The organism is Mycobacterium sp. (assembly GCF_032162605.1).
GTDB lineage: Bacteria > Actinomycetota > Actinomycetes > Mycobacteriales > Mycobacteriaceae > Mycobacterium.
The window spans coordinates 1-23,992 of record NZ_JAVROT010000387.1 but is presented as its reverse complement, the minus strand read 5'-3'; the positions used below and the strand labels follow the sequence as shown (position 1 = coordinate 23,992).

24 protein-coding genes are annotated in these 23,992 nt (G+C 67.6%); 16 read left to right on the top strand and 8 right to left on the bottom strand.

The annotated features are described in order from the left end of the window. The first annotated feature begins 46 nt into the window (after positions 1 to 46). Positions 47 to 2,440, top strand: coding sequence for an AAA family ATPase (locus tag QOI01_RS22135; protein ID WP_526384748.1), 2,394 nt, complete (start codon positions 47 to 49; stop codon positions 2,438 to 2,440). Here the strand turns inward: QOI01_RS22135 and QOI01_RS22130 are convergent. The 4 genes from QOI01_RS22130 to QOI01_RS22115 all read right to left on the bottom strand — a co-directional run bounded on the left by QOI01_RS22130 (position 2,429) and on the right by QOI01_RS22115 (position 6,082). Next, positions 2,429 to 2,989, bottom strand: a complete 561-nt coding sequence (locus QOI01_RS22130) for a hypothetical protein (protein WP_526384746.1) — start codon at positions 2,987 to 2,989, stop codon at positions 2,429 to 2,431. The genes QOI01_RS22135 and QOI01_RS22130 overlap by 12 nt on opposite strands. A 111-nt stretch (positions 2,990 to 3,100) precedes the next feature. Then, a complete protein-coding gene (locus QOI01_RS22125; protein ID WP_526384744.1) occupies positions 3,101 to 3,559 on the bottom strand; it encodes an STAS domain-containing protein in 459 nt (152 codons plus the stop codon). Between the two features lie 342 nt (positions 3,560 to 3,901). Then, positions 3,902 to 4,600, bottom strand: a complete 699-nt coding sequence (locus QOI01_RS22120) for a TVP38/TMEM64 family protein (RefSeq protein WP_526384742.1) — start codon at positions 4,598 to 4,600, stop codon at positions 3,902 to 3,904. Between the two features lie 6 nt (positions 4,601 to 4,606). Further along, positions 4,607 to 6,082 (bottom strand): SDR family NAD(P)-dependent oxidoreductase, encoded by a 1,476-nt coding sequence (locus tag QOI01_RS22115; protein WP_526384740.1) that lies wholly within the window; start codon positions 6,080 to 6,082, stop codon positions 4,607 to 4,609. 68 nt (positions 6,083 to 6,150) lie between these two features. On the opposite strand from QOI01_RS22115, the gene QOI01_RS22110 reads away from it, so the two are divergent. The 3 genes from QOI01_RS22110 (at position 6,151) to QOI01_RS22100 (ending at position 7,644) form a co-directional block, all read left to right on the top strand. Next, positions 6,151 to 7,152 carry an alpha/beta fold hydrolase gene (locus QOI01_RS22110; RefSeq protein WP_526384738.1) on the top strand — a complete coding sequence of 334 codons (1,002 nt, stop codon included), beginning with the start codon at positions 6,151 to 6,153 and terminating at the stop codon, positions 7,150 to 7,152. 61 nt (positions 7,153 to 7,213) lie between these two features. Continuing rightward, a complete protein-coding gene (locus QOI01_RS22105) occupies positions 7,214 to 7,381 on the top strand; it encodes a hypothetical protein (RefSeq protein WP_526384736.1) in 168 nt (55 codons plus the stop codon). A gap of 20 nt (positions 7,382 to 7,401) precedes the next feature. Continuing rightward, on the top strand, positions 7,402 to 7,644 hold the full coding sequence (locus QOI01_RS22100) for a hypothetical protein (protein ID WP_526384734.1): 243 nt from the start codon (positions 7,402 to 7,404) through the stop codon (positions 7,642 to 7,644). Here QOI01_RS22100 and QOI01_RS22095 read toward each other — a convergent pair. From QOI01_RS22095 to QOI01_RS22080, 4 genes are read right to left on the bottom strand one after another with little or no spacing between them, the layout of a single operon-like run. Next, positions 7,632 to 10,016 carry an ATP-binding cassette domain-containing protein gene (locus tag QOI01_RS22095; protein ID WP_526384732.1) on the bottom strand — a complete coding sequence of 795 codons (2,385 nt, stop codon included), beginning with the start codon at positions 10,014 to 10,016 and terminating at the stop codon, positions 7,632 to 7,634. The genes QOI01_RS22100 and QOI01_RS22095 overlap by 13 nt on opposite strands. Before the next feature lie 5 nt (positions 10,017 to 10,021). Next, on the bottom strand, positions 10,022 to 10,432 hold the full coding sequence (locus QOI01_RS22090) for a VOC family protein (RefSeq protein WP_526384730.1): 411 nt from the start codon (positions 10,430 to 10,432) through the stop codon (positions 10,022 to 10,024). A gap of 5 nt (positions 10,433 to 10,437) precedes the next feature. Continuing rightward, the gene (locus QOI01_RS22085) at positions 10,438 to 10,887 is read right to left on the bottom strand and encodes a helix-turn-helix transcriptional regulator (RefSeq protein WP_526384728.1); all 450 of its coding nucleotides are present in this window, start codon (positions 10,885 to 10,887) and stop codon (positions 10,438 to 10,440) included. Positions 10,888 to 10,895: 8 nt separating this feature from the next. Beyond that, a complete protein-coding gene (locus QOI01_RS22080; protein WP_526384726.1) occupies positions 10,896 to 11,789 on the bottom strand; it encodes a fructose bisphosphate aldolase in 894 nt (297 codons plus the stop codon). Positions 11,790 to 11,856: 67 nt separating this feature from the next. On the opposite strand from QOI01_RS22080, the gene QOI01_RS22075 reads away from it, so the two are divergent. The 12 genes from QOI01_RS22075 to QOI01_RS22020 all read left to right on the top strand — a co-directional run. After that, positions 11,857 to 12,477, top strand: a complete 621-nt coding sequence (locus tag QOI01_RS22075) for an FMN-binding negative transcriptional regulator (RefSeq protein WP_526384724.1) — start codon at positions 11,857 to 11,859, stop codon at positions 12,475 to 12,477. Positions 12,478 to 12,592: 115 nt separating this feature from the next. Next, a complete protein-coding gene (locus QOI01_RS22070) occupies positions 12,593 to 13,771 on the top strand; it encodes an SIS domain-containing protein (RefSeq protein WP_526384722.1) in 1,179 nt (392 codons plus the stop codon). Next, positions 13,764 to 14,654, top strand: a complete 891-nt coding sequence (locus QOI01_RS22065; RefSeq protein ID WP_526384720.1) for a carbohydrate kinase family protein — start codon at positions 13,764 to 13,766, stop codon at positions 14,652 to 14,654. Before QOI01_RS22070 ends, QOI01_RS22065 begins: the two co-directional genes overlap by 8 nt. Continuing rightward, positions 14,651 to 15,370: an aspartate/glutamate racemase family protein gene (locus QOI01_RS22060; protein WP_526384718.1), complete on the top strand. Its 720-nt coding sequence runs from the start codon at positions 14,651 to 14,653 to the stop codon at positions 15,368 to 15,370. The genes QOI01_RS22065 and QOI01_RS22060 overlap by 4 nt, the downstream gene beginning before the upstream one ends. After that, positions 15,367 to 16,890 carry an amidohydrolase family protein gene (locus QOI01_RS22055; protein WP_526384716.1) on the top strand — a complete coding sequence of 508 codons (1,524 nt, stop codon included), beginning with the start codon at positions 15,367 to 15,369 and terminating at the stop codon, positions 16,888 to 16,890. The genes QOI01_RS22060 and QOI01_RS22055 overlap by 4 nt, the downstream gene beginning before the upstream one ends. Next, a complete protein-coding gene (locus tag QOI01_RS22050; RefSeq protein WP_526384714.1) occupies positions 16,887 to 17,792 on the top strand; it encodes a polysaccharide deacetylase family protein in 906 nt (301 codons plus the stop codon). Before QOI01_RS22055 ends, QOI01_RS22050 begins: the two co-directional genes overlap by 4 nt. Beyond that, positions 17,789 to 19,390 carry an ATP-binding cassette domain-containing protein gene (locus QOI01_RS22045; RefSeq protein WP_526384712.1) on the top strand — a complete coding sequence of 534 codons (1,602 nt, stop codon included), beginning with the start codon at positions 17,789 to 17,791 and terminating at the stop codon, positions 19,388 to 19,390. The genes QOI01_RS22050 and QOI01_RS22045 overlap by 4 nt, the downstream gene beginning before the upstream one ends. Further along, positions 19,387 to 20,253: an ABC transporter permease gene (locus tag QOI01_RS22040; protein WP_526384710.1), complete on the top strand. Its 867-nt coding sequence runs from the start codon at positions 19,387 to 19,389 to the stop codon at positions 20,251 to 20,253. The genes QOI01_RS22045 and QOI01_RS22040 overlap by 4 nt, the downstream gene beginning before the upstream one ends. 2 nt (positions 20,254 to 20,255) lie before the next feature. Continuing rightward, on the top strand, positions 20,256 to 21,248 hold the full coding sequence (locus tag QOI01_RS22035; protein ID WP_526384708.1) for an ABC transporter permease: 993 nt from the start codon (positions 20,256 to 20,258) through the stop codon (positions 21,246 to 21,248). A gap of 32 nt (positions 21,249 to 21,280) precedes the next feature. Further along, positions 21,281 to 22,879: an ABC transporter substrate-binding protein gene (locus QOI01_RS22030; RefSeq protein WP_526384706.1), complete on the top strand. Its 1,599-nt coding sequence runs from the start codon at positions 21,281 to 21,283 to the stop codon at positions 22,877 to 22,879. Between the two features lie 4 nt (positions 22,880 to 22,883). After that, the gene (locus QOI01_RS22025; protein WP_526384704.1) at positions 22,884 to 23,540 is read left to right on the top strand and encodes a GntR family transcriptional regulator; all 657 of its coding nucleotides are present in this window, start codon (positions 22,884 to 22,886) and stop codon (positions 23,538 to 23,540) included. A gap of 154 nt (positions 23,541 to 23,694) precedes the next feature. Then, the coding region (locus QOI01_RS22020; RefSeq protein ID WP_526384702.1) for a DUF222 domain-containing protein at positions 23,695 to 23,992 on the top strand (298 nt) is incomplete at its 3' end.

Genomic DNA, 23,992 nt, shown 5'->3' with positions numbered 1-23,992 from the left:
TATCGAAACAGTGTCTGAGACAGGTACTTCCGTGTTTGAAGGTGACTTGGTCCCAACCGAAGGGTTTGCGGAGGCGCTCGCGCTGCTCGCTGGGGGCCGGCACGTCTTCTTGACGGGCAAGGCGGGCACTGGCAAGTCCACGTTGATCCGCCTTTTCATGTCCTCGACGGACCGCAACGTCGTCGTCGTCGCACCGACCGGGATCGCAGCGCTCAACGTCGAGGGCTACACCATCCACCGCCTGTTCAGCTTCCGCGCGACGACGACGCTGGACGACGTTCGCACCGGTGACTACCGCCCCATGCGGTTCGTGAAGACACTCGCCGTCCTCGACACCCTGATCATCGACGAAGCATCGATGGTCCGAGCCGATCTGTTCGACATGCTCGCCGCAGCGCTCGAACGGTTCGGTCCCAAGCCTGGAGAACCCTTCGGCGGTGTGCAGATCGTGTTGGTGGGCGATCTCCATCAGTTGCCGCCGGTGGTGACCGAGGCCGAAGCGAACTATTTCGCGACTCGATACAAGACCCCGTACTTCTTCTCGGCGGACACCTTCCAGCGTGACGACTTTCCGACCATCGCATTGACGACGGTGTTCCGTCAGCTCGGCGATGACCGGATGACCTCGATCCTCAACGACGTCCGCGAAGGCGTGTTGGTAGGGCATGCACACGACCAGCTCAATGCCCGCACCGATCCCGACTTCGTACCGCCCGAAGACGAATTCTGGCTCACGCTGGCGCCGACGAACAGAATCGTGTCAGCCCGCAACCGGCAGCACCTGGAACGGCTGCCCGGCGACGAAATGATATACCGCGCACGGCAGTCCGGTGACCTCACGTTGTTCGAACCTCCCGTCGACGAGGAACTGCGTTTCAAGGTCGGCGCCCAGGTCATGATGCTCAACAACGATCAAGCCGATCGATGGGTCAACGGCACGATCGGGCGCATCACCGGCATCAGCGACGCCGACCGGATCATCGTCACGGTCGAGTTCACCAACGGGGACATCGAAGAGGTCAGCCCGTACACGTGGGAGGCGACGCGGCCGGTGATACAGGGCGGGTCGTTGCGGCACGAGGTCGTCGGTTCGTTCACCCAACTGCCCTTCAAATTGGCCTGGGCGATCACGATCCACAAGAGCCAGGGCCAGACCTTGGAGCGCCTGGTCGTCGACCTCACCGGCGGTACCTTCTCGTTCGGCCAGCTCTACGTCGCACTGAGCCGGTGCACGTCGATGAGCGGGCTGGTGCTCACGCGACCGGTCCTGCCCAAGGACCTCAAGACGGATCGGCGCATCGCCCGTTTCCTGAACGCGTCCGTTTCATCGGAACAGATCCGCCACCTGTGCGCGTTCGCCATCTTGACCGTGGGAGACGAGGGGCGAATGTCACGGCCGAGGCCCGTCGAGCTCGCCGTCGCATTCGACGACGGCACGGCTGTGAGCACCGTCATCAATCCCCAAAGCGACCTCGCCGACGCGCGACACGCCTATGGCATCACGGCGTGCGACGTCCTCCTGGCTCCGACACTCCTCGAAGCGTGGGGTGTCATCGCGCCCATGCTGGCGGGCTGCACGCCCGTTGGTGTTGGGATCGACGAGACGCTGGGCCTCATCGACTTCGAACTGAAGCGTCTTGGTCAGGTCACGCCGATGCCGTTGGGGATGGACATGCCCCTCGCGGCGCTCGAACCGGAGTACTGGCGCGCGCTGTCCGGTGGCACCGCCCACGGACGAGCCCTTGCCGTCCTGAATGCCATCACCAGTTCGGGTTTCGCTGAGCCGGCGTCGACGGCGTTCGTCGAACCCGAGCCATCCGAAACGTTGGGTGGCCTTCTGGTCAGTCGCAGTCGCGACATCCCGACACCCGTATCGGTCCACCTCCCCGCGCTGTCCGCTCTGCTCGAGGTCAGTCGCATCGTCGGGCCGGTGTTGCTCGGAGAGGCCACCGCAGTGGACGTCTTGGCTCGCGAATCGGTCACGGATACTTCGTGGATCGCTGCGGCGCGGCATTCGGTGGCTGGACAGTTACGGACCGCGGCGTCGCGCGTCAGACTGACCGAAGAGTCGATGGCACGTCTCCGAGAAGCCGAGAAGCTTTTGGGCATCGAGATCGTGGACACATCAATCGAATTGGCGCTCAATGGTTCCGACATCACCTCGGTTCTCGTACCGGGCGCACGCGTCTGCTTCACCGGTACGGCGAAGAACGCCGCAGGGCGGGTCCTGTCGCGAGACGAGATCGAGGACATCGCCACGGCTGCGGGACTCACACCGGTCAGGTCTGTGACGAGGACGAGATGCGACGTCCTGGTGACCGCTGAGGTCGGCAGTCAGTCCGGCAAGGCGGGCAAGGCCCACGAGTTCGGAAAACCCGTTTTCTGCGCTGACGAATTTCTGGTCTGGGTCGGCGGGAGGCAGGTACGGCTAGCGCGCTGAGGGCACCGCGACGGGTAGCAGTCGAGGTGTCACGTCGCCGGCGGCGAGGTGCTCCCTGGACGTCCGAGCCGTCTCGACGCTCGACCACGCTTCCGCCAGGTCGGCCACCCAACGGGCCACGGCGATCATCTCGGCCACGAACGGTTCGAGGTTCACACCGCGGGGCGCAGCAGGCAACGCCGTCCAGTCAAGAGGTTCGGGCAACTCCGGCCATCTGATCGGGGCGCGTGCATTACCGGCGGCGGTCTTGGAAGCACGGTGCTTGTCGTCGAGTGTCGCGATGACCTCGCTGATCAGGTTCAACGTGACGTTCAGGTCGACGACTCCGGCCGCGGAGCTCGCGAAGTCCGTGGCTGCATCCTCCGAATGTCCGCCGAAGGGCAAGACGATCCGGGCGGCGACTACGTTGCGCAACACGTCGACGTCGTCGGTGACCCAGGCCCCACACAGGCGCATCAAGGGAGTCGAGGGCGCGACGTCGACGTGCCATACCGCCGAGGCGCCTTCGCCAGTGCGGACGATGGCGATCAGGTCGGCAGATTCCGGCATGGACCCTCCTTGGTAGTCGCGGCGATCATACGGTCGCGTGCGGACAGGTAGTAGCCGATCGAATGGCCGGACTCGTCGACCTTGCCGATCCGTTGGTCCGGGGTTGAGGTGCTACGACAGTCCCGCAGATACGACGTCAGGCGCGTACTCGTCGCCCAACGCCGAGCCGGCCACGACGTGGTATCTGCTGAGTGCCCGCAGCGCCACCGCCACGCTCTCCGCCTGCGGGAGGTCTTCTGCGTGGCAGGCCCGAAGGGCACGTCGTACCGCGGGGCTGGAAACGAGCATCCACCCGATGCGGTCGCAGCACAGGTCGATGCGCCGCAGGGCGGTGAGGCCCGCGGTACCGAAGAATCCGAGCGCGCTCAGGTCGAGGATCAAGGTTGTGGCGATGCCGGCGTGTCGTTCGACATAGCCGGCCAGGGCCACGCCGTTGCTCGCGTCGATCTCGCCGCGAACCGAGACCACCACCGGATTCGTCGTCATCGTCGCGCTCGCCGTGGCGGGACCCCAACGTTCGTCGAGACCGACGCGTGCGGGATCTGGACGGTACCGGCGGCTCGTGCCCATTGGCGCCATCGTCATCTCCTCGGATCGAAGTGCGCAACTGATCCGCTGCCAAGGCCACACGCACGCCTAAGCGGTGCGCCGTGAGCTCGACGTAAGGGGAAGGTACAACGTGATCCGCGCATCCAGGCGGGAAATCGCAGCACTCGAAAAACTCTTATAGAGGCGCAATTACGACTCCTTGCTTGCCCGAAAATGCGTTTTTCCTGCTTGGCGCGGGCATGGGGCGACGGATTCGGTTGCCGAGGCCCCGTTCAGCAAAGTCTTGGGCACGGTGAACTGGTCCGACTCGTCAATTGAACCAGGCATGGCCGCTCGTACCGCGGATTCCGCAACTGCCCGGATTCAGCGCTCCGCGTCGCCCGGCCGTTTACGCCACGCCCGGTATCCACGATGCGCGGCGAAGGCCCCGATCACGGCGGTCACGCACCACACTGCGATCGCAGAATAGGCGAGGGGCGCGGACAGATCGCCGATCGACGCGCCCAACGCGGTGTAGACAAAGGCTCTTGGCGCCGACCCGATGAACGCTCCGATCGCCATCTGCCACAACGGAACTCCGAACGCGCCGAACCCGTAGGACGCGAGTGCATCCGAGACGCCGGGGATGAACCGCTGGCCGACGACTGCCCACAGCCCACGCCGCTGAACCTGGCGGTCGAGACGGTCGGCGCGCTCGTTTCCGAGCAGGCTCCGCGCGCTGTCCCGGCCTGCGCGCCTGCCGATGAGGCTGGTGATGCTCGCGGTGCCGACCGCAGAGCCCAGCGTGACGAAGGTGCCGAGCAGGGGTCCGAAAAGCACCCCGCTGCCCGCCGCCAAAATCGGGCCCGGCACGAAGATCGCGCCGAGGGCCGCTGACACCACGACGTAGGTCAGTGGCGCGGCAGGCCCCGTGGCCGCGACGACGCGTCGGACGTCGTCGACGTCGACGATCCGGATGACGGCGACGAGGTAGAACAGCCCGAGCAGGAACGCCGCGAAAAGGATCAGTCGGACGACGTGGCGCCGACGTGTGGGGATGGGCGAGCCGTCGCCTTCGGTCACGGGGAACTACCAGTTGCTCGGCGAGTAGTCCTTCAAGAAGCAGCCGTACACGTCCACGCCGGCCTCCCCGCGCACGATCGGGTCATACACGCGGGCGGCGCCGTCGACGAGGTCGAGCGGGGCGTGGAAACCTTCGTCGGCGAGCCGCATCTTGGTCGGGTGCGGGCGCTCGTCGGTGATCCAGCCGGTGTCGACGGCGGTCATGAGGATGCCGTCCTGCTCCAGCATCTCGCCCGCGCTGGTCCGGGTGAGCATGTTCAGTGCGGCCTTCGCCATGTTCGTGTGCGGATGCCCGGCGCCCTTGTACGCCCGGCTGAACTGACCCTCCATGGCGGAGACGTTCACGACGTACTTGCGGCGTGCCGACGATGCGGCCATCGCCGGGCGCAACCGGCTGACGAGGATGAACGGCGCCGTCTGGTTGCAGAGCTGCACCTCGAGCAGCTCAATCGCATCGACCTCGTGCACGCGCTGGGTCCAGCTGTTCACCGAGGCCGTGTCGGGCAGCAGACCACCCGCGTCGATGGCGGTACCTGCGGCGATCCGGTCGGGGGACGCGCTACGGGCGGCCAGCGCCAGCGTGGTCACCGGTGCTGGGGGTCCCCCCGCTTGCGGGGGAGAGCGAAGCGACCCGGGAAATGACGGTGCGTGCGGTGTCTGGTGCTCGGCCAGGCTCCCGGCGAGCGCGGCCGGGTGGGCGTCGCTGACGTGGTCGAACGTGATCACGTCCACGAGCTCCGGCGGTGGCGTTCGCTCCGCCTCGACGAGCGCCGCATAGGAACCGGGCGAGCGGCGCACCGTCTGGGCCGCGTTGTTGATCAGGATGTCCAGCGGGCCCTGCTCGGCCATGGTGTCGGCAAGTGCGACGACCTGAGCCGGGTCGCGGAGATCGATGCCCACGACGCGCAGTCGGTGCAGCCAGTCGGCGCTGTCGGGCATCGCGGCGAAGCGGCGCACGGCGTCGTTCGGAAAACGGGTCGTGATGGTCGTGTGCGCGCCGTCGCGGAGCAGCCGCAGGGCGATGTACATGCCGATCTTGGCGCGGCCGCCGGTCAGAAGGGCGCTGCGGCCGGTGAGGTCGGTGCGCGCATCGCGCTTGACCTGGTTGAACGTCGCGCACCCGGGACATAGCTGGTGGTAGAACGCGTCGACCACCGTGTACCGGTTCTTGCACATGTAGCAGGCCCGCGAGCGGAGCAGAGTGCCTGCGATCGCGCCGGCGGCCATGGAAACCAGCGGCAATCCCTGCGTCTCGTCGTCGATGCGCCCGGGGGCACCGGTCGCGGTGGCCGCCGTGACGGCGTGGTCGGCAGCCGCGACCGCGTCCCGCTTGGCGTGGCGGCGCGCCATCTTGACCGACTTCCAGAGACCCGCGGTGGCCCGGCGCACGGCCACGGCATCGGGGTGCTCGGGAGGCAGCGACTCGATCTCGGACAGCACCTGTAGGCACATGCTGAGCTTCTCCGGATCGATCGCATTCACGGACGTAGAGTACTGGCTTCTACGTCTACCGATGTCAGCGAGCGATTCTCTCGGTGGGGAGGATGGGCATGAAAGGTCTCCTCCTGCTCTCGGCGCTGTCCTGGGCCACCCTGGTCGCCGTCACCGGCACGCTCGCCGCGGGTCCTGCGCCGGAGGCGGCGGCGTCCCCAGCGTCTGGTGACTTCTCCGGACTCGTGGACATCGGTGGCCGATCGCTCTATCTGGACTGCCGTGGGCAGGGCAGTCCCACGGTCATCCTCGAGGCGGGCCTGGACGGCCGCGGGGACGTCTGGAGCCGCGACGCTCTGCGCCCACCCGGTGAGCGGACCATGGTCCAGCAGGGGGTGGCCTCCTTCACCCGCGTCTGTGCCTACGACCGTCCCGGAACGCTAGGCGTGGTCAATCCCGAACTGGACCCCGACGGTCCCGACTTCTATCCGAGTCGTAGCGATCCCGTTCCCCAGCCGCGCACCACCCGGGAGTTGACGGCCGATCTGCACGCGCTCCTGGTGGCCGCCGAGATCCCGGGACCCTACGTCCTGGCGGCGCATTCCGCAGGCGGCCTCGTCGCCCGGCTCTACGCCAGCACCTACCCGGCCGAGGTGGCGGGAATGGTCCTGATCGACACGACCAACGAGAACGTCTGGCGTGACTTCAAGAAGGTGTTGACCCCCGCGCAGTATGCGAAGTTCGAGGCGGGCACCGTGGACAACGGCGAGCTGCTGGCAGCCTATCCGGAGGCCGAGCGCTTGTTCACAGCGCCGCTGGCCGACACTGCCAGTGTCAGCGAGGTGCGACAGGCGCGCAAGGATGCGCCGCTTCCTCCGATGCCGATGGTCGTTCTGGCCCACGGCATTCCGTTCGATGCGCCTATTGACGGCTGGCCGACCGACGAGATGGAGGGAGTCATGCTCGACTCGCAACGCGACATCGCCAGCCTGGTTCCCGACGCCCGTCTGCAAGTCGCTACCGAGAGCGGGCACGACATCCATCAGGATCAGCCAGATCTGGTGATCGACGCCATCGCTGCGGTGGTGACGGCCGTACGCGACCCAAGCACCTGGCCCTAGAGTTGACTCGTAATGGTTTGTGGGTCTTGAGGTTCCAGAGTCCGGCGATGATGTGGAGGTTGTGGTTGATGGCCTCGCCGCGGCGGCGGCATTGTCGGAGGACTTGCCAGTCTTTGAGCCGGGCGAGGACGTGCTCGACGCGGGCCCTGATCCGACGGTGCGTTCGGTAGTGCTCGTCGTGGATGATCCGGCCTGTGTGGTCGCGTCGGGGGTGGTGATGCCGAGATAGCCGCCGTCGCCGAGGATTCCGTGGCAGGTGAGAAGGTGCGCGACGGTTGCGCGGGCGACGACGACGTCGTTGCGGTTGCCGGGCCAGCAGCGGCCCACGGCAACGACCCGGCGGACGTGGGCGCAGATGATGATCTGGGTGTTGACGCTGCGCCGGTAGTTCTTGCTGATGGCGGTGATCCACTCTTCGGCGACAATTTGCAGCGGCTCGACGCCGTTCGGCAGCGCTACGACCCCGGGGCGTCGATGTACTACTCCACGTAGGCGGCGAGGTGCTCGCCGGTGAGAGTTGAGCGATCGGCGACGATGTCGGCCGGGGTGCCCTCGAAGACGATCCGGCCGCCGTCATGGCCGGCGCCAGGACCCAGATCGATGATCCAGTCGGCGTGCGCCATGACGGCCTGGTGGTGCTCGACGACGATGACCGACTTGCCTGCGTCGACGAGGCGGTCGAGCAGCGCCAGCAGATGCTCGACGTCGGCCAGGTGCAGGCCGGTGGTCGGCTCGTCGAGGACCAGAACCTGCCCGTTGTCGGCACCCTTGTCGCCAAGGCGGGTGGCGAGCTTCAGCCGTTGGCGCTCACCGCCGGACAGAGTGGTGAGCGGCTGGCCCAGGCTCAGATAGCCGAGCCCGACGTCGTTGAGCCGGTCGACGATTCGGTGTGCGGCCGGCGTGCTCGCATCTCCCTCACCGAAGAACGCCAGCGCCTCGGTCACCGGCATCGCGAGCACCTCGCTTATGTCGCGTCCACCGAACTCGTATTCCAATACCGAGGCATCGAACCGCTTGCCCTCGCACACCTCGCAGGTGGTGGCGACACCTGCCATCATCGCCAGATCGGTGTACACGACGCCGGCGCCGTTGCAATTGGGGCATGCCCCTTCGGAATTCGAGCTGAACAACGCCGGCTTCACGTCGTTGGCCTTCGCGAACGCCTTGCGGATCGGGTCGAGCAGGCCGGTGTAGGTCGCCGGATTGCTTCGTCGCGAGCCACGGATCGGGGCCTGGTCCACTGAAACCACACCGTCGAGCCCCGCCACCGAACCGTCGATCAGCGAGCTCTTGCCCGACCCCGCCACCCCGGTGAGGACGACCAGGATGCCGAGGGGAATGTCGACGTCGACGTCCTGCAGATTGTTAGCGCTGGCTCCGCGCACCGACAGCACCTCCGATGACGTTCGCACCGTATCCTTCAGCGCGATCCGGTCGTCGAGGTGGCGGCCGGTGAGTGTGCCGCTGGCCCGCAGCTCGTCGAACGTTCCCTCGAAGACCACTTCGCCACCGGCGGTACCGGCGCCGGGACCGAGGTCGACGACGTGGTCGGCGATCCCGATCGTCTCGGGCTTGTGCTCCACGACGAGCAGCGTGTTGCCCTTGTCGCGGAGCCGCAGGAGCAGGTCGTTCATCCGCGCGATGTCGTGCGGGTGCAGGCCGATCGTCGGCTCGTCGAAGACATAGGTGACATCGGTCAGGGACGACCCGAGGTGGCGAATCATCTTGACGCGCTGGGCTTCTCCACCCGAGAGCGTGCCTGAGGGCCGGTCGAGGGAGAGGTAGCCCAGCCCGATCTCTACGAACGAGTACAACGTGTGATTCAACGCGGTCAGCAGCGGCGCGACGGACTCGTCGTCCAGTCCCTTCACCCACTCGGCGAGATCGCTGATCTGCATCGCGCAGGCGTCGGCGATGTTGACCTTCTGGATCTTCGACGACCGCGCCGCCTCCGTCAGGCGGGTGCCGTAGCACTCGGGGCAGACCGCGAACGTCACTGCGCGCTCCACGAACGCCCGGATGTGCGGCTGCAGCGCCTCGACGTCCTTGGACAGGAACGACTTCTGCATCTGAGGGATCAGACCCGCGTAGGTCAGGTTGATGCCGTCGACCTGGATCTTGGTGGGCTCCCGGTGGAGCAGATCGTTGAGCTCCTTCTTGGTGAACTCGTTGATCGGCTTGTCTGGGTCGAAGTAGCCGCAGCCGCGGAAGATGCGGCCGTACCAGCCGTCCATGCTGTAGCCGGGGATCGTGATCGCGGCTTCGTTCAGTGACTTGCCGTCGTCGTAGAGAGCGGTGAGGTCGATGTCGCTGACCGACCCCCGCCCCTCGCAGCGTGGGCACATGCCGCCGACGACGTTGAAGCTGCGCCGCTCCTTCACGGTCTTCCCGCCGCGTTCCACGGTGACGGCACCCGCTCCGCTGATCGAGGCGACGTTGAACGAGAATGCCTGCGGTGAACCGATGTTCGGCCTTCCGAGCCTGCTGAAGAGGATGCGCAGCATCGCGCCCGTGTCGGTGGCCGTGCCGACCGTGGAACGTGGGTCGGCACCCATGCGCTGCTGGTCGATGATGATCGCGGTCGTCAGCCCGTCCAGCAGATCGACGTCCGGCCGCGCCAGCGTCGGCATGAAGCCCTGGACGAACGCGCTGTAGGTCTCGTTGATCATCCGCTGCGACTCGGCGGCGATCGTGTTGAACACCAGCGAGCTCTTGCCCGAGCCGGACACCCCGGTGAACACCGTCAACCTGCGCTTGGGCAATTCGACGCTGACATCCTTGAGGTTGTTCTCGCGCGCACCCCGAACGCGGATCAGGTCATGGGCGTCGGCGACGTGGGGTGTGGCGTCGGTCTTCTTCGTCATCGTGGTCAGCGCACCTCCTGGATGCGGATCATGGTGCCCGCCGGATCACGGACTGCGCAGTCGCGCACCCCGTACGGCTGGTCGATCGGCTCCTGGACGATTTCGGTGTCGCCGGCCTGCAGCCGCTCGAAGGTGCCGTCGAGGTCCTTGGTAGCCAGCACGATGATCGCGAAGGTGCCCTTGGCCATCATCTCGGCGATGAGGCGTCGCTCGTCGTCGGTGATGCCCGGGTCGGCGGCAGGCGGATGCAGGACGATCGACGTGGCGGGCTGGTTCGGCGGGCCGACCGTGATCCAGCGCATCTTGCCGCCTCCGACGTCGAGGCGGACCTCGAAGCCAAGGACGTCGCGGTAGAAGGCCAGGGAGGCTTCCGGATCGTCGTGCGGGAGGAAGGTGTTGTGAATCGTGATGTCCATGTCGGTCACGGTAGGTGCAGCCCGGCGGCGGACGCTTCTCGATTCCTGATCGGTTTGGTCACCTGCTTCTCCATGCACGATGGCAATCCGGCCTTGGCGCCGGCCGTCTGGTCGCGATAGGTGCTCGGCGGCAAACCGACCAGCTCGGTGAAGCGGGTGCTGAAGGTGCCGAGCGACGAGCAGCCGACCGCGAAGCAGACCTCGGTGACGCTGAGGTCGCCACGGCGCAGCAGCGCCATCGCCCGCTCGATGCGCCGAGTCATCAGATAGGAGTAAGGCGGCTCGCCGTAGGCGATCTTGAATTGACGACTGAGGTGGCCGGCCGACATGTTCACGCCGCGAGCGAGCGCCTCGACGTCCAGCGGCTGTGCGTACTCCCGGTCGATGCGGTCGCGGACGCGACGCAGGCGCGCCAGATCATGGAGGTGCTGCGCCGCGGCGGGTCCGCTCGTCACGCGTAGGCCTAACCCGCGATGGACGCGTCGTAGATCGATTGAATGGCCGCGCCGAGGGTTTCGTCGAACTGCTCGTCGGACTGCTGAGCGGACAGCCCCTCGGTGAGCGCGCGGCTGAAGCTCGCGATCAGGCCGGCGTTCTGCGCGAGGAGCGCGTCGGCTTCGTCGCGCGAGTATCCGCCGGACAGGGCCACCACCCGCATGATCCTGGGATGCTCGATGAGCACTCGGTAGTGGTTCGCGACCGTTGGCAGCGAGATCTTCAGCATCACCCGCTGACCCTCCGGGATGCCGTCGAGGTGCTTGCCGATCTGGTCCAGCAGGATGTCCTCGGCCTGCGCCTTGTCGGAGATCGTGACCGTCACCTCTGGCTCGAGGATCGGGATCAAACCGTGCGAAAGCACCTGGTGCGCAACGTCGAATTGCTGTTCGACGATCGCGGCGATGCCCACGGCGTCGGCGCCCCCGATCACCGAGCGTTCCTTGGTGCCGAAGATGCCGTTGCGGACCGCGCGGGCCAACAGGTCGTCGAGGTCCGGCAGCGGCTTCATCAGCTGCACCCCGTCGGTGGCGTCGGCCAAGCCCTTGTCGATCTTGAGGAAGGGCACGACGCCCTTGTCCTCCCAGAGGTAGCTCGCCGAGGGCTTTCCGCCGATCTCGCGGTCCATCGTCTCCTCGAACAGGATGGCGCCGAGGATCCGGTCTCCGCCGAAGACCGGCGACGTGACGATGCGCGTGCGCATCTCGTGGATCAGGTCGAACATTTCGGCATCGCCTGCGTAGGAACTGTCCTCGATGCCGTAGAGGCGCAAGGCCTTGGGCGTCGACCCGCCGCTCTGGTCGAGGGCGGCGATGAAGCCCTTGCCAGAGGTCATCCTGTCGGCCTGCGTGTGATTGCCCATCGCCGCGAGCATATTCCGTTCGGTTGCCTCAGCACATCCGCTCTGGGAGAAGAGGAGAATTCCTCCCATGTACGTCCCCACCCACTTCGCTCCGGACGACGAGGCAGTGCACGAGTTGCTGTCACACCACGGCGCGGCCGACCTCGTCACCGCAGGCCCCGACGGCCTGGAGGCGACGATGCTGCCGTTCTTCTACGACCGCGAGCGCGGCACCCTGCAGGGCCACTTCGCCCGCAACAACGACCACTGGCGCCGTGTTGACGGGCGGGAGGCGCTGGTGATCGTCCGCGGGCCGGATGCCTACGTCACGCCGGAGTGGTACGCCTCCAAGGCCGAGCACGGCCGGGTCGTGCCCACCTGGAACTACGTCGTCGCTCACGTGCACGGCACGGTGACGATTCACGATGATCCGGTCTGGCTTGCCGACCTCGTCCGGCGACTGACCGACCATCACGAGGCGGGGCGTCCGGCGCCGTGGTCGGTCGACGACGCGCCGGAGCGGTTCGTCGAGGGACAGTTGCGCGCGATCGTCGGTCTCGAGGTGGCGATTCGCCGCATCGACGCCAAGTTCAAACTGAGCCAGAACCGACCGGAGGCCGACATCGACGGAGTGGTCGCCGGACTGCGGTCGGTCGGTGACGAGCGTGCCGCAGCGGCGGTGCAGGCTCATCGGCCCGCCCCGCGGTGACGTAACGAGAGTGCCACGAATCGTCATACCCAAGAAACATAAACGGTATACCGTTTGGTCATTGCCAGGCTGACAACGCTTCGCGCCACGACGGACGGATGGGGTGCCTTGACAGATGAGCGTTCCCGCGAGTCCGCTTCTCGATCCGGACACCAGCCCCCTCGATGCCCGCCAGCGGGCGGTCGTGCAGCGCGTGTCCGACGCCGAGCGCGCCCACATCCTCGCGTTGCCGAGCAACGACCCACTTGATCCGAAACTACGGCTGCGGGTCCAAGCGACCGGCCCGGAGCTGTTCGGCCAGCCAGCGGCGATACGCTCCACATTGGGCGTCAACGCAACGGTTCTCGACGCCATCGCCGACCGACTGGTCGCGAACGTCCATCGGGTCGTGCTCGTCGGTTGTGGCGATTCGCTCGCCGTCATGGTCGCCGCCCGTCAAGTGCTTCAGAGCATGCTCGCAGTGCCGTGCGAAGCCGTGCAGAGCCTGGAGTTCGCGTACTACCAGGCCGATCTGATCGATGCGGGAACGGCCGTCATCGCGCTGTCCAGCTCGGGGGAGACCACACGGACGGTCGAGGCGCTCCTGACGGCCCAGAATCGCGGATCGTATACCGTTGCCATCACCAATACGGCCGGTTCGACCCTGCAGACCGAGGCGAATACCTCGTTGAAGATCGAGGCGACCCGGGTCGGGTGGCCGACCCAGTCGTCTACCGCGGCACTGGCGTTGCTGCTCGAACTCGCCATTCGCGTCGGAGAGCGGCGTGTCCCGACCGAAGCGGCCGCACTGCGCGCGAATTTCGACGTGCTACCCGACACGATGGCCGCGGTGCTGGACCGGATCGACCCGGTGATCGCCGCCATCGCGGAGTTCGAGGTTGCGGCCGACGTGCAGAACGTGCTGTTCTCCGGCGCCGGGCCGAATCTCGCCTCCGCGATCGTGGGCGCGGCGAAGGTCAAGGAGTGCACCACCCTGCACGCGGCCGAGATCCAGGTCGAGGAGTACCACCACTACAACTCGCAGAAGGCGGGGGAGCCGCTGTTCCTGTTCGCGCCGTCGGGCCCGTCGGTGTCGCGTGCCGTCGACACCGGCCGGGACGCGCTGCGCTGGGGCGGTCGCCTCTACGTCGTCACCACCGAGGGGGAGCGCGCCTTCGACCACTCGGCGGGCCGGGTCATCACGCTGCCGCCGGTACCCGAGCCGCTTTCGCCCCTGCTCTACCTGCTTCCCGCTCAGCTGGTCGGCTACCACCTGGGACTGAGCAGTTACGCCGCGGCGGCCACCGATGACTGAGGCCCCGAACCTGGTCTGCATCGGCAACCTCACCATCGACGAGGCCGTGTCCCCAACGGGGGAGCGGGTCGAATCCGTCGGAGGGGACGCGCTGTTCGCCGCGCTCGCTGCCCGACTGGCCGGCGGGAACCCCACGATCCTCGCACCGCTGGGCACCGATGCGACCCCCGCCCTGCTGTCCGCCGTCCGGTCAGCGGGCACCGATCCCGGGTCGCTACCACGGCGCAAACTTCCCATGGTGCGCAACGTCGTTCGTTACGACGACGCCGGCGGCCGGGTGTGGGATCTCGTTCTCGGCGAGGAACACTTCGAGGCGCTCTCGGTGCAGCCGACGGACGTGACCGACGCCGTCCTGGGCGCTCCCGGCGTACTCCTGTCCGCGATGGCCCTGGACGCCCAACTCCGCTTGGCCGCGTGGCTGCGCGCCCGCACCGCAGCGACCATCTACTTCGATCCGCAGGAGGACTACATCGCAGGCAATCAGGCCGCGCTGCTGGACGCGGTGCGCGCCTGCGATGTGTTCCTGCCAAGTGAGGTCGAAGCCGCTGCGCTGGCCGGCAGTTCCGAGCCGGCCGTGGCGACCGCCGCCTTCCTGCGACTCGGGCCCCGCGTCGTGGTGATCAAGCGTGCGGCGGCCGGCTGCCTGGTGGCGACCACCGAGCAGCCCGAACCCGTGGTGATACCGACCGACGCCGTCGAACCAGTGGACAGTACGGGGGCAGGCGACGCATTCTGCGGGGCCTTCGCGGCCGAGCACCTGCGCAGCGGGGACGTCTACGCCGCGGCCGCGGCCGGTGCGGCCGCGGCGCGCATCGCGGTAGACGCGCCCGGCGTCAGCGGCCTGCTCGCCGCCGTCGCCGCGGCGAGTGGAGTCCGCCGATGACGCGCATCACCGTGATCAACCCGAACACCTCCGCCGAACTGACGGATGCGATCACCGCTGCGGCGAAGGCGGTTTCGGGCACAGGCGTGACTGTCACGGGCGTCCACCCGTCGGTCGGCGTGCCCGGTGTCGAAAGCCATGCCGAGGAGGCGATCGCCGCGGTCGGGGTGCTCGAGCAGGTCCGATCGCACCAGGGCGACACCGACGCGTTCGTCGTCGCCTGCTTCGGCGACACCGGGGTGCCTGCGGCGCGCGAGGTCGCCACGTGTCCGGTCGTCGGGATGACGGAGGCCGCGCTGCAGACCGCGTGCCTGGTGGCGCATCGGTTCGTCGTCGTCACGCTGCCTCCGCGCACGGTGGCCCACAGCGACCGCGTCGTGCGCGAACTCGGGCTGGGGCACCGCTGCACCGTGATCGCGGTCGACGTGCCGGTCGCGGAGTTGGTCGGCGGCTCGACCCACCTTCTCGACGCGTTCGCGCAAGCCGCCCGCGAGGCGATCTCGGCAGGCCGGGCCGAGGCCGTCGTGCTCGGCTGCGCAGGCCTCGCCGACCTCGTCGACCCGCTGTCACGCGAACTGGGAGTGCCCGTCATCGACGGGGTCGCCGCCGCCGTCGGCATCGCGGCCGGCCTGGTGGCAATGCGCCTGAACACGTCACGGGCCAACACGTTCAAGGCCGTACCATATCTGCAGGCGTATCGGTTGGAGCGATCATGACCGTCCTGTTCCGGCAGGTGTTCGTCTACGACGCCGCGGCCGCCGACGGGATGGTTGGTCCCGTCGACGTTCTGGTCTCCGGCGACCGGATCGACGTGATAGGCGTCGACCTCCCCATCCCATCAGGGGCTCGCACCGTCGAGGGCGGCAGCCGAAAGCTGTTGGTGCCAGGCCTGATCAACGCCCACTTCCACTCGCCAGCCAACCACCTGAAGGGCTCGGTTCGCAGTCTGCCGCTGGAGCTCTTCATGCTCTTCGAGTCGCCCGCCGACCCGGCCCTGACGCCGAGCCCGCGGGAGGCCTACCTGCGGACCATGCTCGGCGCCATCGAGATGCTGCAACGTGGCATCACGTGCGTGCAGGACGATGCGTTCCTGATGCCCTTTCCCGCCCCGGACGTCATCGACGCAGTGGCTTCGGCATACCGCGACAGCGGGATCCGGGCGTTCCTCGCACTGGACCAGCCCGAGCTTACCGAGGCTGAGAAGCTGCCCTTCATCGGCGATCTCGACGCCACCACCCGCGACGCCTTCGACGCGCCGGCACCCGCGCCCGCCGCGCAACTGCTCGAGGCGTACGACTACCTGATCAGCACGTGGCACGGTGCTGCGGACGACCGGATCCGGGCGGCGGTGTCGATCTCGGCGCCCCAACGCGTCAGCCTGGACTACTTCGCCGCGCTGGACGACCTGGCCGAGCGCCACGGGCTCCCGCTGTACGCGCACATGTTGGAGACCAAGGTGCAACGCACCCTGATGACCGAACAGTCGCGGTTCGCCGGGCGGTCCCTGGTGCAATACACGGCTGCCGCAGGACTTCTCAAGCCCCACACCAACGTGATCCATGCGGTTTGGGTGGACGACGCCGACCTCGACGCGATCGCAGAGGCCGGCTCGACGGTGGTGCACAACCCGGTCAGCAACCTGCGACTCGGCAGCGGAGTGCTGCGATGGCGGGCCATGCTGAACCACGGCATCCCGGTTGCCCTCGGCACCGACGAGGCGATCTGCGACGACTCCATCAACGTGTGGACCGTCGCCAAGACCGCCGGTCTGATCCACAATGTCTCTGGGCTCGACAGCGACGACTGGCCAAGAGCCGCCGAAGTTCTCGACGCGTTGTGGCGTGGCGGCGCCCGCGCGACGCGACGGACGGGCGACCTCGGCGCGGTTGCGCCGGGAATGCTCGCCGACCTGGCCCTGGTGGACCTGCACACCATCGCGTTCACCCCACTCAACGATCTGCGGGAGCAACTGGTGCACTGCGAGGACGGCAGCGGCGTGGTGCTGACGATGGTCGCTGGCCGGGTGGTCGCCGAGAACGGCCACGTCACCAGCGTGGACGAGAGTGCGCTGCTCGACGAGGTGCGGGAGTTGTTCGCCGCCAAGCTGCCTGCGATCCGGGCCGCTCGCGGCGGCGCCGAGCAGCTGTTCGGCGCCTACCAGCACATCGTTCGTCGGGCGGCCGCCACCGACGTCGGCTTCAGCCGCTGGCTGACCGACAGTCTGGGGAGCCAGTGACGAACCCGGCCGACTATCCGTACACGCCACTACCGGCCCGCCCGAGCGGCAGCTGGCCGAACGGGTGCCGGCTCGCGCTCGTCGTCTGCGTCGGCGTCGAGTCCTATCGATTCGGCGACGGCCACAGCGAGGACGTGCTGGCCGACGTGCCCGCACCCGACCTGGTGAACACGGCCTGGCGGGACTACGGCAACAGGGTCGGCGCCTTCCGGCTCTTCGAGATGCTTGGCCGCCTTGGCATTCCGCCCACAATCCTGCTCAACACCGACGTCTACGACGAGGCGCCGGCCGTGTTGGCGGCCGCCCGCGACGTTGGCGCCGAGATCGTCGGGCACGGCCGCTCCAACTCCGATTCGCTGTCCGGGATGACGCTCGACGTCGAGCGGGCCTATCTGACCGAGGTGGCGGAGCGCATCCAGGTGGCGGAGGGCGCACCTCCCGGCGGGTGGTCGAGCCCCTGGCTCAGTCACACCCCGGCCACCCTTGGCCTGTTGGCCGCCACGGGTTACCGGTACCTACTCGACCTGCGCCTCGACGATCAACCGGTCTGGCTGAGCACGGAATCCGGCCCCTTGCTGACGATCCCGTACAACGCGGAGCTCAACGACTCCTCGACGATGATCGGTCGGAGCACGTCGGCCCGGGACTTCGCCGACATGATCACCGACGAGTTCGACGAACTCAGCGCCGCAGCGACTCGGTACCCACTGGTGATGAGCGTCGTGCTGCACTCATTCATCAGCGGTGTGCCGTTCCGGCTGCGTGCGGTCGGCCGAGCGCTCGAGAGGATCGCCGCCACCGACGGCGTCTGGCTGACAACGCCGAGCGAGATACACCGCGCCGTCCTCGATTCACCCCAGCTCTTCCCGCCAAGGGGCGCGGCCATGGAGGTGGCGCCGTGAGCACCCCCGTGGCGTCGATCGACGACTACTCACTGTCGTTGGTGCGCAACGGCGTCCGCAGCCAGGTCCTCAAGCACGTCGACCTACGGATCCAATCGGGCGAGATTCTCGGTCTGGTCGGCGAATCCGGCTCCGGCAAGAGCGTGCTCGCCCTGAGCCTGCTCGGGTTGCTCCCTCACGACTCGCATCCTGTCACCGAGGGCCAGGTCACCGTCAGCGGGGTCGACCTGCTTCGCGCCAAGCCCGCCGACCTGCGCCGGGTGCGCCGCGAGGTGCTCGGCGCGATATTCCAGGATCCGATGACGTCGCTGAACCCGACGATGCGGATCGGCCGACAGATCGGCGAGGTGACCCACGACGACGCCGAGTCCGTCCGACTGCTGGAGACGGTCGGGGTCCGCGACGCCGAACTGCGCCTGCGGGTCCTTCCCCACGAGCTCTCCGGCGGTCTGCGCCAGCGGGTGATGACGGCGATCGCGGTCGCTGGCAGGGGCGAGCGAAGCGACGGGAAGTCGACCGGTCCCGGTCTGATCGTGGCCGACGAGCCGACCACCGCGCTCGACGTCACCGTCCAGGCGCAACTGTTGGATCTGCTGCGCGAGCTACGCGACGACTTCGGTTGCTCGGTCCTGCTGATCACGCACGACCTCGGCGTCGCCGACCAGATCGCGGACCGCCTTGCCGTGCTGCATCACGGCGAACTGGTCGAACTCGGCCCGGCCGCGGACGTGGTGCGCCATCCCCAGCACGAGTACACTCGCTCGTTGCTCGAGTCCCGGCTGACTCTGACCATGCGCCGTGACGAGCGGTTCGACGAGACGGCGGCCGACCCCGCCGAGCCGGCCGTGCGGATCCGGGACCTGCATCGCACGTTCACCGTCCGTCGGGCGCGCGGTCGGTTCACACGTGGCACGCAGACGATCGCCGCCGTCGACGGCGTCGACCTGGACATCGCGGCGGGAGAATCGTTGGCGATTGTCGGGGAGAGCGGCTCGGGCAAGTCGACCCTGCTGAGAATCGTTGCCGGACTGGAGAAGCCGACGTCCGGTTCGGTCACGCTCTCGGGCAGCGGTGGCCCGCAGATGGTGTTCCAGGACGCAGGCTCGTCGCTAACCCCGTGGCTGGCCGTCGGCGAGACGCTGGGTGAGCCGTTGCGTGGACTCAAGCTGTCGCGCGATGAAGTCCGAGACCGAGTGACCGAGGCGCTGGCCGCCGTCGACCTGCCGCCGGAGATCGCCAAGGCCCGCCCGGGCGAGCTGTCCGGCGGGCAGCGTCAACGCGTCGGACTCGCCCGCGCGACGATGATCCCGCCCTCGGTGCTGCTGTGCGACGAACCAACCAGCGCCCTGGATGCGTCACTGGCCAAGAGCGTGCTGGCCCTCATTCGCGACCTGCGCGCAAGGCTGGGGATGACGGTGCTGTTCGTCACCCACGATCTGGCCGTCGCCCGGCTGATGGGTGATCACATCGCCGTCATGCAGGCCGGCCGCGTCGTCGAGTTGGGGCCCGCCGAGCAGGTGATCGCAGAGCCGCGTGAGGCGTACACCCGCACCCTGCTCGCCGCGGTGCCCGAGATCGTCGAGGGGGCTGCCTCGTGAGCACAGCGACCTTCGTGCCGAGAGGCCGGCTTCGGCCGGTGTCGATCGGGGGCGCCCGGCTGGGCAGGCCGATGGCGTGGGCGCTGGTCGGGCTGCTGGTGCTGGTGACCCTCGTCGCCGTCTTCGCTCAGGTGCTCGCCCCGTACGACCCGATCCAACCGGTCGGTAAACTGAACCTGCCGCCATTGAGTCCGGGGCACCTGCTCGGCACCGACGGAATCGGGCGAGACCTGTTGTCCCGCACCCTGATCGGCATTCAAGTGAGCTGGCTCAGCGCGCTCGTCGTGGTGGCCAGCGGGCTGCTCATCGGCGGCACCATTGGGTTGATCGCCGGCGCGACCGGCGGCTGGGTGGACTCTCTGTTGCTGATGCGCGTCACCGACTTGTTCCTGGCGCTGCCGGGAGCCCTCGTCGCCATCGCCATCGTCGCCGCTCTGGGATCCGGCCTGCTGAATACGCTGATCGGTGTGGCGCTCGTATGGTGGCCCTACTACGCACGCATCCTGCGCGGCGAGGTCAAGGCGCTCGCCGCCCGACCGCACATCGAGGCCGCCAAGCTGGCCAGGGTCAGTCGCACCCGGATCCTGACACGCCACTTGCTGCCAGGAGTGGTGCCAACGGCGATCGTCACGGCCAGCCTGGACGTCGGCAACGTCGTGCTCTTGCTCGCCGCGCTGTCGTTCCTCGGGCTCGGTCAGCGGGCACCCGCACCCGAGCTCGGCGCCGACACCGCCCGCACGCTGAGCCAGCTGCTCAGCCAATGGTGGGTGCCCGGCGTCCCGGGCCTCACGGTGCTGCTGCTCAGTCTGATTGCGAACCTCGGCGGCGACGCCATCCGCAACCTCATCCCGGTCCGGAGGTAGCGGTGTCCGCCTTCCTGATTCGTCGGCTCTCGACCGCCGTGCTCATCCTGCTGATCCTGTCGTTCGTCATCTTCCTGCTGCAGTCCGTCGCCCCCGGAGACCCCGCCCGCGCGTACGTCGGGGCCAACGCGTCGCCCGCGATGGTCGCCGCCGAGCGTCAGCGGCTCGGCCTGAACGACCCCGTCTTCAGCCAGTTCGTTCACTTCGTCGGCGGACTCTTCACCGGAGATCTCGGTCGGTCGCTGCGCACCAGGCAAGCGGTCACCGCCGACATCGCCACCTACCTGCCTGCCACCGTCGAACTCGTCGTCGCGGCGTTCCTCGTCGCGCTGGTGCTGGCGGCGTCGTACGCGATGTCCGGCGCACTGCGGTGGCCGGGCGCCTCGATCGGCCGCGGCGTTCTGCTGCTGCTGGCCGCGGCGCCGCCGTTCCTCCTGGCTCTGGTCGGCATCATCGTCTTCTTCGGCCAGCTCGGTTGGTTGCCCGCAAGGGGGGTCGGGGACTTCCAGGACCCGGGTCCGACCGGCATGCAGGTGCTCGACACCCTGCTGCACGGTCAGGCCGACGCGTTCGTCGACGCCGTGCGGCACCTGGCGCTGCCGGCGCTCGTCCTGTCCATCGCGCCCGCGGTGGCGATCGGCAGGGTCTTCCGATCGTCACTACTGGGCGTCCTGCACGTCGACTTCGTGCGAACGGCCCGCTCCAAGGGCCTGACCGAGTGGCAGGTGGTCGCCCATCACGTCGTGCGCAACGCCATCGGGCCCGCCTTGTCGATGTCCGGGTTGCAGCTCGGCTTCATGTTCGCCGGCGTCGTCGTCGTCGAGCAGGTCTTCTCCTGGCCCGGCATCGGCAATTACCTCGCCGCGTCCATCCCGGTCTCCGACTTCCCGGCGATCGCCGGGGTCACGTTGGTGCTGGGAGCGATCTACGTGTTGTCCAACGTCGTCGTCGACCTCCTGCAGGCGCTCGCCGACCCGAGGGTGGCCGCGGAATGACTACCAATCCGCAAAACCGAAGGAGCCCCGTCATGCTCGACCGAAAGCTGCGTGCGCGCAACGTGATCGCCGTCTGCGCCGCACTGACCCTTGGCCTGGCCGGCTGTAGTTCGGGCACCCCGAACTCGACGGGAGGCGGGGGGGCCGCTGCGCCGACCGACGGCACCCTGACCGTCGGTCTGCTGGGTGACATCGGCCAACCGCCCGACCCCGACATCTACTACGCCAACAACGGCACCGCGATCATGATCAACGCGTACGAGGGTCTGGTCCAGTACGCGAACAACACCGACACCGTCGAGATCGCGCCCCGGCTGGCCGAGAGGTGGGAGGTCAACCCCACCCATGACGTCTACACCTTTCACCTGCGCACGGGCGTCACGTTCCACGACGGAACGCCGTTCACCTCCGCGGCCGTCGACGTCGCGTTCAAGCGCCGGATCGCAGTCAAGGGCGGTGCGGCGTACATGGTCGAGGCCGTGAAAAGCGTTGCCACGCCTGACGACTACACCGCGGTGATCACCCTGAACAAGCCCAACACGGCCTTCCTCAGCTACCTCGCCTCACCGTTCGGTCCCAAGATGGAGTCGCCCACGGGCCTGGCGGCCAACGCCGGTTCCGACGACGCCCAGACGTACCTGTCCTCACACGACCTGGGCACCGGGCCGTACCAGCTCACCACCGCGCAGACGGGGGTGAAGTACGAACTGACCCAGTACGACGGGTACTGGGGGCCGAAGTCACCCTTCAAGAAGGTCGAATTGCCGGTCTACACCGACGAATCGGCGCTCGAGTTGGCATTCGACAACGGCACCGTGGACACGATCGCCGCGGCGCTGCCGTCCTCGAGTCTGGACAAGTACGCAGGCAAGGCCGAGGTGTCGAACTACTTCCTGCCGACCCTGCAGGGCGCGTTGGTGACGGTGAATCCGAGCCACGAGTTCTTCAAGACCGCCGACGCGAGGGTCGCATTCCTGAAGTCGATCGACCAGTCCGCCTTGGTGAGCCAGGTGCTGGGAAAGCGTTCCGAGGTGGCGACCACCATGTACGCGAAGGGGATGATCCCCGGTGGAGCCGACAAGCAGGCCATCTCGTTCGACGGGAGTGCGCTGAAGTCCTACGTCGGCTCGCTGCCCGGGGGTGCCAACAAGACGCTCGTGATCGGCTACGCCAACGGCAACGTCAACGCGCAGTCGATGGCCAACATCGTGGTCGCGAACCTTCAGACCGATGGTCTCACCGCCTCGGCGCAGGGCTACGACACCTCGACCGTGTTCGGCTGGATCAACGACCCGCCCAGCGGACCCGACGCGTTCATCGACGGCAACAACGGACCCGATGGCGGCGACCCCTACATGTGGGGACACGTCTTTTGGGACGCCTCCGGCGGCATCAACTACTTCGGCTGCGAGTCGAAAGAGGTGAACGGGTTGCTGGACCAGGCACTCGGCACGGGTGACACCGCCACCTACGTCAAGGCCGGCGACCTGTACGGGCAGACCGGGTGCTTCCTGAATCTGTCCTACAACAAGGATTGGGTCGTGGCCCAGAAGTGGTTGACCGGGGTACCTGAGAGCCAGAACGTCGGCGCCAACGAGCTGAACTTCTCGTTGCTCGGCATCTCCGGGTAACGACGTGGTCGAAACCTCCACTCAGTCTCTGTCCCAACACATCTACTCCACGGTGCGGGAGCGGATCGTCCTCGGCCAGTACCCGCAGGGAAGTCGCCTTCCCGAGCAGCGCATCGGGGAGGAGTTGCACGTCTCCAGGGTGCCGCTGCGGGAGGCGGTGCCACTGCTGGAGCGGGACGGCTTCGTGAACTCGCGTCCGCGTCGGGGCGCGGTCGTCGCGCAATGGGACGCCAAGGCCATCGACGACCTGTTCGACGTGCGCCTCTCCCTGGAAGTTGGGGCGGCTCGCTATGCGGCGCGGCAGGTCTCGCTCGGCGGACCGATGGATTCGTTGAACCACGCGTTGGGCGAGGCGCAGCGCACCGTGGCAGGCGGTGACGCGTACGCGATTGCCAGGACGAGCACCGCGTTTCACGAAGCGGTGATCGACACGTCGTCGAACGAGTTGATGGTCAGGCTGATGCAGACCATCTCGGGCCGGATCACCTGGCTGTTCTTCCTGACCAGCGGCTTACCGGCGGACGAAGCGTTCCACGATCACGTGCTGTTGCGCGACGCGATCGCGTCGGGAAACGAGCGCGTCGCCGAATCGGTGGCCTACGCCCACATCGAGCGGGACCGCCAGCCGACGTTCGACGCCATGCGGGGCAGGCTCGGGTAGGCCTGGTGTCAGACGTCGTTTCTTGGCCTTCCAAATAGCATGTGGCACTGACGCTTTCGGCACGCGGTGACAGGGTTGTCCACAGTCCGTGTTTCATCCACAGCGTGGGGTTTGGCGGGTGGGATGTGTCGGATGCCCTTATTAGATTTGAAGCATGTTCGATGAGTTGGTGGCTGGCACCGCGGGGAGTTGCGGGGCCGCTGCGGTGGATGCGTGGTCGCGGGTGGAGTCCGCGGCGTGTGCCCGCCGGTTGGCGGCGATGGTCGCCATGCTCGACACTGCCCACGCCGCGTCCGGCTCCGCGGATCGTGAGCAGTGGTGTCTGGACAATTGGGCCGCGGTGTGTGCGCACATCGGCGCCGCTCAGCGCCTCACCTGCGGCAGCGCCTCCGGGCTGCTGATGGTCGCCACCGTGCTGCGTGAGCGCCTCCCGAACGTGCGGGCGGTGTTCG

Coding starts and splice junctions, on each gene's coding strand:
- QOI01_RS22130 (WP_526384746.1), bottom strand. CDS start 2,989: ATGCCGGAATCTGCCGACCTGATCGCCATCGTCCGCACTGGCGAAGGC.
- QOI01_RS22125 (WP_526384744.1), bottom strand. CDS start 3,559: ATGGGCACGAGCCGCCGGTACCGTCCAGATCCCGCACGCGTCGGTCTC.
- QOI01_RS22110 (WP_526384738.1), top strand. CDS start 6,151: ATGAAAGGTCTCCTCCTGCTCTCGGCGCTGTCCTGGGCCACCCTGGTC.
- QOI01_RS22095 (WP_526384732.1), bottom strand. CDS start 10,016: ATGACGAAGAAGACCGACGCCACACCCCACGTCGCCGACGCCCATGAC.
- QOI01_RS22090 (WP_526384730.1), bottom strand. CDS start 10,432: ATGGACATCACGATTCACAACACCTTCCTCCCGCACGACGATCCGGAA.
- QOI01_RS22080 (WP_526384726.1), bottom strand. CDS start 11,789: ATGGGCAATCACACGCAGGCCGACAGGATGACCTCTGGCAAGGGCTTC.
- QOI01_RS22075 (WP_526384724.1), top strand. CDS start 11,857: ATGTACGTCCCCACCCACTTCGCTCCGGACGACGAGGCAGTGCACGAG.
- QOI01_RS22070 (WP_526384722.1), top strand. CDS start 12,593: ATGAGCGTTCCCGCGAGTCCGCTTCTCGATCCGGACACCAGCCCCCTC.
- QOI01_RS22065 (WP_526384720.1), top strand. CDS start 13,764: ATGACTGAGGCCCCGAACCTGGTCTGCATCGGCAACCTCACCATCGAC.
- QOI01_RS22060 (WP_526384718.1), top strand. CDS start 14,651: ATGACGCGCATCACCGTGATCAACCCGAACACCTCCGCCGAACTGACG.
- QOI01_RS22055 (WP_526384716.1), top strand. CDS start 15,367: ATGACCGTCCTGTTCCGGCAGGTGTTCGTCTACGACGCCGCGGCCGCC.
- QOI01_RS22030 (WP_526384706.1), top strand. CDS start 21,281: ATGCTCGACCGAAAGCTGCGTGCGCGCAACGTGATCGCCGTCTGCGCC.